Raw genomic sequence first — 7140 nt, 5'->3', positions numbered from 1 at the left:
ATAAGGTTTATAAAACGGAAAATTATAAAAAAATGTTTTTCGTAATTGCAAGCTTTATTTTAGGTTTTTTGTTGTTTTTCCATGTGCTTATCCTGCGAAGAATTTTTAGGATTGATTAAAAATCTGGGAGTAGGACAAGATAATCGCATACCGCCTCTAAAATAAGGCATACTCTCTAAGTTTCTTAGCTATTGTTGCTTTCAATGGAAACACTGATGATAAACATGGCAAAACCACCTAAAATAAACCTCGATACACCAGCATTGTGTATTTCAGCTACTCAATAATTGGGAAACTTCAGATTTATTAACTGCCTATTCTTTATTTTCAGAAAAACAAAAACAAAGAACGCAGCTTTGGGTTATCGGTGATGGTTCAGAAAAAAAGGCATTAGAGGAATTTGTTCAATCATCTGATCTGGAAGAGAAAGTGACCTTCTGGGGCAAATTACCCAATGCGCAATTGCCTGACTATTATGCTGCTGCAGATATTTTTATTGCGCCATCTATCACTGATTCCTCAGGAGATACGGAAGGCCAGGGAGTCACTTTAGTTGAAGCTATGGCACGTGGCACCGCAGTTATCAGTACAACAACCGGTGGAATTAGCGAGGTGATTAAACATGGACATACAGGTCTACTGGTTTCACCACAGGCACCATTAGAGCTTAAAAACGCAATTATCCAGCTTTTAGACGATAGTAAACTTCGAGAATCAATGGCTGAACAAGGCAAGCAATCTGCGCAAAATTATGCCTGGTCAAAAGTCAGCCAGCAATTCCAGGCACTTTATAATCAAGTTAGCTTGAGACATTAATACAAATCAGAGTCAGGCTCTAATACTGCTTACTTATGGGGTTATTGCATAATAAGTTAAAAATGTAGGCTGGGTTAGCTTTTTTAGCGTAGCGAAAAAACGTAACCCAGCAACACGTTAATTTATGGTGAAATGCTGGGTTACGTTATCGCGCTTTGCTTGATAAGCTAACCCAGCCTACATATGCAAGCCATTGTTTATTAATATATTAATGATTAAGTAAGCAGCATTAGAGTCTGACCCTAATAGTTTAGAAAAAACTTACAATAAATAGCTGTTTATTTACAACAGGTAAAACCGGAATTTTTTATTTTTTTATGTTGATTATTAGCGCATCATCATAAGATACTGATATATAAAGAAAATTAAATTTAAAAAAAATGCTGTTTTTACTTGTAAGGATTAAAGTTTACTGCTATTATTTTTACCGTGTTACAAAAAAGATACGAATTGTTGTAATATTTATACAAAAATTATAATTACCCTTGGGGGGGACTATGTTTAAGAAATCAAAATTAGCTCTAAGTGCTGCGACTGCACTTCTAGCGGTAGCAGGTTTAGCAGTAGCGCCACAAGCTAGTGCAGATGATATGGCAAATCTAAAAGCTAGAATTGCTAAATTAGAAAAAGCCGAAGCGGAAAAAGCGACGAGAGATGGCGGCAATATGGTCAGCTTCCGTGGTGGTTATGCAAGAAATAATAATGATCGCTTTGGAGATATTTTAACAGATACATCAGGCCTCGCAGGTAGTAACGGCGAAAAAGATGGCTGGTATGTCGGTGCAAGTTTAGACCTAGTGTTAAGTGATGATCTTTTTGGCTTTGAAGATAGTATCGAAGTGCTAGGCGAAATCATGTTTGAATATAAAGAATTTGATAAACAATCTTATGATACTGGTACTCCACTGCCAACTGTAGTAAGCACAGTACTTACAGGCGATCATCCTAGTCCTGCAAATACAGCAGGCTCAGTGAAAGTTAGTCAATTTACATTAACAGCATCTCCAAAAGTTAAATTTATGAAAGGTAGCAAGTTCAGACCTTGGATTATTCCTGTCGGTTTAGCTATCCATGTAATCAGCCCTCCATCTGATGGGGTAACAGTATTAGAGCCGGGCATGCATTTTGCGGCAGGTGCTGACTATAATGTATGGAACAACATTTATGTTGGTGCTGACATCCGTTATAACCTGGTATTTGGTGATTTAGACGGTGTTGATATGAATGGTTTTACAACAGGTGCTTACGTAGGTTTTGGTTTCTAAGCAAAGCTCTTAAAGTAATATCCTGATAAAAGGGAAGGTTTAATCGCCTTCTCGTTTGCGCGCGCTCTGCGTCTGCAAAATTAATATGCCTCATAAGGCTAGCTCATAAACAAGGACACTTTAATTATCTATGGCCAAAGTATGGTTTGTGGGTGCAGGACCTGGTGACCCTGAACTTATAACACTTAAAGCCCAAAAACTCATTGCCCGGGCTGATGCTATTTTATATGCAGGCTCTTTAGTATCAATCGCTGCCACACAGTGGGCAAAACCAGGTTGTATAATACAAGATTCTAAAGGCATGACTTTAGAGGAAATTACCGGCTGGTTAATCCAGCAATCTACTGATGATGCTACCGTGATTCGCTTACAAACGGGAGACCCAGGCTTGTATGGTGCATTAATTGAAATGGTACAGCCTCTGGATAAAGCGGGCATTGAAATAGGCGTTGTCCCCGGGGTTACTTCGGCGATGGCTTCAGCAGCAGCTGCTGTGGAAACATTAACTTTACCCGAGCTTACACAAACCGTTATATTCAGCCGCGTAGAAGGCAGAACGCCCATGCCTGAAGGCGAGTCTCTGGCTGAATTAGGTCAACATCACTGTACCCTTTGCCTATACTTATCCATTACCTTGTTAAAAAAAGTCCGTGAAGACTTATTGACTGCAGGTTGGCATGATGATTCTCCCATTGTCGTGGTACATAAAGCCAGTTGGCCAGATGATCAGCAAATTATTCATGGCACATTAGCCACTATAAAAGAGCTGTGTAAACAGGCAGGTATTAATTCTCAGGCAATGATTATTGCTAGCCCTGCTTTAGGCGCCAGATATTGGCCGGAGATTAAAAAATCTAGATTATACGATGCACAGTTTAGTCACCGTTTTCGTAAAGCAATTAAAACACAGGAATAAACATGGAATTTAGCATTTTATTAGTGGGGCATGGCTCAAGGGCAGTACAAGGTAATGTAGAAATTAATGAGTTTGCCAACCAATGGCGAGCCCAGCACCCTGAATGGCATATCGATGTGTGTTTTATCGAATTTGCTGAATTATTGCTCGATGCGGGATTTGATCTCGCTGCTAAAAAGTCGAAAAAAGTGATCGTTGTGCCTTTAATTTTAAATGCTGCCGGGCATGTCAAAATGGAAATTCCCGAGCATTTGGCACAGGCTAGAAAACGCCACCCCGAAGTAGAATTTATTTATGCGACCCATATCGGTGCTAATGAAGCAGTACTCGGTATTATTAAACGCAGTTTGCAAAAAGTAATGGCAGGACTGGATGCCCCGGATCCTAAAACAAGTGGCGTTATCCTTTTAGGTCGAGGCTCATCCGATAAGATTGCTAATGGTGAAGTCGCTAAAATGGCACGCTGGCTCTGGGAAGAAACTCATCATGAACTGGTTGATATTGCCTTTACCGGGATTACCTTTCCACGCTTAGAGTCCGCGGTGCAAAGACAGATTAAACTAGGCATGACGCAAATTTGCATCTTGCCTTATTACTTATTTACCGGCACGCTTATCGAGCGTATTGCCAGACAGTTTGAGCGCCTGCAAACACAATACCCACAGATCAGTTTTGGCTTAGGAAACTATTTTGGTTTTGAAGCGGAAATCTATAGCACTCTGGATGAACGGGTTTTAGCATTAATCGAAGACAGGCCAACACAAATGATGGAATGTGATGGCTGTTATTATCGACAAATTGCTCAAGAACACGGGCATGGTCATCAACACTAAGAGCTCAGAATTTACCTATTTTGTAATTTACGAATTGCATAATACCTGTTACAGTCGAAACTGTTGTATTTTAACCTGAGTTCGGGATAAGGAATTATAGCAAAGGCAATAAATCTTTAATTTACGAATTGCATAATACCTGTTACAGTCGAAACTGTTGTATTTTAGTAAAACTGAACCGTACCCTTTGGGTATGGGTTTTTACTTTTATTGGAGAATATTATGTCTGAATTCAAAAAATACAGATGCATTGTTTGCACGCATATTTATGATGAAGCTAAAGGCGACCCTGATAGCGGTATTGAAGCAGGAACACGCTGGGAAGATATCCCTGAAGACTGGGTCTGCCCAGAGTGTGGCGCCACAAAAAAAGCATTTACCCTAATAAAATAGCAACCTTTAACAGGAAATCGCTGTATAGCATCGTTCCTGTACATTATTGACTTTACTTATTTTCTTACCCAATCACTTAGCGTATGGCAGCCACACCGGCATGTTTTTAACCGAGCGGTCTATTCAAGCTTACTGGGACAGCTTATTTTTACCGGTGTTGATGCAATTGCAATGATTTCCTTTCTTGCTGTGCTGGTTGGGGTGGGGGTCACTTCTCAATTGATCTATATTATGCAGGCCATCACCGGCGCCAGTGATTTATCAGAAATTCTTGCCCGGTTAGTCATTAGTGAGCTGGGACCAGTGATTACTGGGGTTATTCTGATTGGGCGTTCGTGCACCGCCATTGCTGTTGACCTGGGCAATACAAAAGTACGCGGTGAAATTCAGCCACTAGAATACCTGGGAATTGATGTGGATGATTATTTTGTCGTTCCCAGAATAATTTGCATGGTCATCAGCCAAATAACCCTGGCTCTTTATTTTTCCATTATCATGGTCTTATGTGGGGTGTTCTTTAGTGGATTTATCTATGATTTCTCTGCTCAAGAATCATTAACGCACTTGCTGAATATGATGACCGTTAATGCAATCATTATCTTTATAATTAAAAATCTTGTTTTTGGTTTGGTCATTGGTGCGATGGCCTGTTTTCATGGTCTGTTAGTAGAAAACTCACCAACTCAGGTACCACAGCAAATGCAAAAAGCTGTAGTCAGAAGTCTAGTGTTTTTATTTCTGGCGGATGGCTACTTTTTACTTGTCACCCTATGAGTACATCAACTGTTACAGATACTGTCCATGCCTATGCCGCTGTTCCAGCCCCCGGAGAAAGCACACTAACATTTCCTGCTCTGGACTGCCGAATACAAACTTCAACCCTGACTTGTCTGGTTGGGCCGCATCGCTCCCAGTTAAGGGTTTATTTACAAATGCTGGCTGGCATTAATAACCCTGCCCAAGGGAAAGTGGAGATTTTTGGTCAGACGACTAATGAACTTGATAAAGCAGCCAGACAGAAACTTCGCTCCCAGATAGGCTACCTTTCCGGAGTATCCCCGTTGCTCTCAGTACAACACGGGTTGATGAATGTAATGCTACCTATGCTTTATCATCGTAAGCTATCATTCCGCGAAGCAGCTGATAAAGCCAGAAAATTGATAGCTGAGTTGAACTGTGATTTTGAGCCGACAACGTTTCCCGCAATGTTAAACAGTTTTCAGCGTTCACAGCTTGCTTTAGCCCGTGCTTTGATTCTGGAGCCCACGTTATTATTTCTGGATGTGCCATTTCATGACCTGGGTGCAAAACAACGTGAGGAAATGGGTCTGTTACTGGGCAAGTATAAACAGCAGCGCTCCGTATGTTGATTGGTGGGCTTCAATACCCTAGCTTTCTTGAACAACATGCGAACCAGATTATTTTTATTGCCGAACATAAAATAATTAACTTCAACAGCTGGGAAGCATTTGTGCAAACTGAAGAACAGGATGTTAAAGTGTTATTAAATGTTTTGCAGGGTGTACGGGTACCTATATGAAAACTGATCCTGAAAAGAAAACGGGGCATTATATCCACAAGATTACATACAACTACCGTGAATGAGTGGTAGGTCTGTTTGTTATTTCTGCTTTCGTTATGATTACGGTACTTATTATTATCAGCGGCAGAAATCAGCATTTTTTTGAAAAACGAGTGCCCTTTTATATCAATGTCGATAGTAGCGAAGGCATTAGTCAGGGAAGTATTGTCAAAGCACTCGGGACCGAAATAGGACTAGTGTCGGGTATGAGCCTCACACAAGGCCGTAAAATTCGTGTAAATATTGAAATATATGAAGGCCAGCGCGCTTTAATTAGATCAGACGCAAAAGTGATAGTGAACCGGCTAGCTAATATAAACCACGCTTTAATTCAAATAGAACCTGGTTCGATGGATGTCCCTGTTTTACCAGATAATTCCAGTATTCCCGTTGAAGAAACCCCCTCATTAAATGACTTGTTACTAGGTATTGCGCATATAATTCAGGCAGCAGATAAACATGATTTGTTAACAAAGTTTGAAACTCTATTACCAAAATTAGAACTCACCATTGAAAACGCACATAAAATTATTGCACAAATAGCAACCGGTCATGGAGTTCTGGGAGCCGCTGTATTTGATACAACGGTAGAAGCAGAATTAAAAACTTTTGTCAGCTCAGGCTCAGCAGTTTTACAGGAAGCGGAAGGTATTGTTAAGCTTGCGCAACAGAGACTTATCCAGCTTGGACCGCTGCTAGATAATGCTAACTACATATCTCAGGATATACGTGGTGCATCTCACCGCCTTCCTGCAATGATAGCGGAACTTAGTGAAATTATTAACCAGACCAGTACCGCCTTAACTTTAATTAATGGGGAGCTAGAGAATATTCCGGGAATAGTGATTGATGCCAGAAGAACCTTAAACAAGGCTGACCACTTAATAGATAGTGCCCAGAGTACATGGCCATTATCTAAAGATATTGAAAAAAACAAAGCCAGCCAACTGATACCAGTCCACCCTCCTCATGATTAAAATATCTTTGTTACTGTTTTCTTTACTGCTTTCTGCTTGTGGCAATAATCCGGTTATCAAACCGTCAGTCATACTGGATGCAGAAAATTATACGGCGTATGGCTTGTCAGCATTTTCAAAAGCGAACTGGAATACTGCTCGAAACTCTTTTAGGAATGTGCACGAAATAACTTCCTGAAGCAGCCAAGCTTGAATAATGAAATATCTCCCCTAAATTAAGGTTATCTTAATTTATTACTCAGTGGTTGTCTTATGTCATTTCCTTATAAAAAAAATATCGAAAAGTCGATGAAGAAATTTTATGACTCACTTTGTGAAAAAAATAAGCGACGGTATGCCGCCATTGAAAGTGAAAAAT

The 7140-nt window shown here is 40.2% G+C and carries 9 protein-coding genes; all 9 read left to right on the top strand.

Translation table 11 applies throughout. The annotated features are described in order from the left end of the window. Positions 1-252: 252 nt before the first annotated feature. The 9 genes from CDZ78_RS02320 (at position 253) to CDZ78_RS02285 (ending at position 6782) form a co-directional block, all read left to right on the top strand. The gene (locus tag CDZ78_RS02320) at positions 253-816 is read left to right on the top strand and encodes a glycosyltransferase family 4 protein (protein WP_087868516.1); all 564 of its coding nucleotides are present in this window, start codon (positions 253-255) and stop codon (positions 814-816) included. Between the two features lie 497 nt (positions 817-1313). Beyond that, on the top strand, positions 1314-2081 hold the full coding sequence (locus CDZ78_RS02315) for a putative outer membrane beta-barrel protein (RefSeq protein ID WP_087868515.1): 768 nt from the start codon (positions 1314-1316) through the stop codon (positions 2079-2081). 130 nt (positions 2082-2211) lie between these two features. Beyond that, positions 2212-2997 (top strand): precorrin-4 C(11)-methyltransferase, encoded by a 786-nt coding sequence (gene cobM / locus CDZ78_RS02310; RefSeq protein WP_087868514.1) that lies wholly within the window; start codon positions 2212-2214, stop codon positions 2995-2997. A gap of 2 nt (positions 2998-2999) precedes the next feature. After that, positions 3000-3830, top strand: coding sequence for a sirohydrochlorin chelatase (locus CDZ78_RS02305; protein ID WP_174664547.1), 831 nt, complete (start codon positions 3000-3002; stop codon positions 3828-3830). Positions 3831-4052: 222 nt separating this feature from the next. Beyond that, positions 4053-4223: a rubredoxin gene (locus CDZ78_RS02300; RefSeq protein WP_087868512.1), complete on the top strand. Its 171-nt coding sequence runs from the start codon at positions 4053-4055 to the stop codon at positions 4221-4223. Positions 4224-4247: 24 nt separating this feature from the next. Further along, positions 4248-4997 carry an ABC transporter permease gene (locus CDZ78_RS02295; protein WP_147889243.1) on the top strand — a complete coding sequence of 250 codons (750 nt, stop codon included), beginning with the start codon at positions 4248-4250 and terminating at the stop codon, positions 4995-4997. After that, positions 4994-5593 (top strand): ATP-binding cassette domain-containing protein, encoded by a 600-nt coding sequence (locus CDZ78_RS02290; RefSeq protein WP_087868510.1) that lies wholly within the window; start codon positions 4994-4996, stop codon positions 5591-5593. The genes CDZ78_RS02295 and CDZ78_RS02290 overlap by 4 nt, the downstream gene beginning before the upstream one ends. Further along, the gene (locus tag CDZ78_RS21620; RefSeq protein ID WP_167374143.1) at positions 5587-5763 is read left to right on the top strand and encodes a hypothetical protein; all 177 of its coding nucleotides are present in this window, start codon (positions 5587-5589) and stop codon (positions 5761-5763) included. Before CDZ78_RS02290 ends, CDZ78_RS21620 begins: the two co-directional genes overlap by 7 nt. Before the next feature lie 98 nt (positions 5764-5861). Continuing rightward, positions 5862-6782 carry an MlaD family protein gene (locus CDZ78_RS02285; protein ID WP_087868509.1) on the top strand — a complete coding sequence of 307 codons (921 nt, stop codon included), beginning with the start codon at positions 5862-5864 and terminating at the stop codon, positions 6780-6782. The last annotated feature ends 358 nt before the right edge of the window (positions 6783-7140 follow it).

The organism is Bathymodiolus platifrons methanotrophic gill symbiont (assembly GCF_002189065.1).
Taxonomy (GTDB): Bacteria; Pseudomonadota; Gammaproteobacteria; order Methylococcales; family Methylomonadaceae; genus Methyloprofundus.
This window is presented reverse-complemented; position numbering and strand designations above follow the sequence as displayed.

Coding starts and splice junctions, on each gene's coding strand:
- CDZ78_RS21620 (WP_167374143.1), top strand. CDS start 5,587: ATGTTGATTGGTGGGCTTCAATACCCTAGCTTTCTTGAACAACATGCG.
- cobM (WP_087868514.1), top strand. CDS start 2,212: ATGGCCAAAGTATGGTTTGTGGGTGCAGGACCTGGTGACCCTGAACTT.
- CDZ78_RS02285 (WP_087868509.1), top strand. CDS start 5,862: ATGATTACGGTACTTATTATTATCAGCGGCAGAAATCAGCATTTTTTT.
- CDZ78_RS02305 (WP_174664547.1), top strand. CDS start 3,000: ATGGAATTTAGCATTTTATTAGTGGGGCATGGCTCAAGGGCAGTACAA.
- CDZ78_RS02300 (WP_087868512.1), top strand. CDS start 4,053: ATGTCTGAATTCAAAAAATACAGATGCATTGTTTGCACGCATATTTAT.
- CDZ78_RS02290 (WP_087868510.1), top strand. CDS start 4,994: ATGAGTACATCAACTGTTACAGATACTGTCCATGCCTATGCCGCTGTT.
- CDZ78_RS02315 (WP_087868515.1), top strand. CDS start 1,314: ATGTTTAAGAAATCAAAATTAGCTCTAAGTGCTGCGACTGCACTTCTA.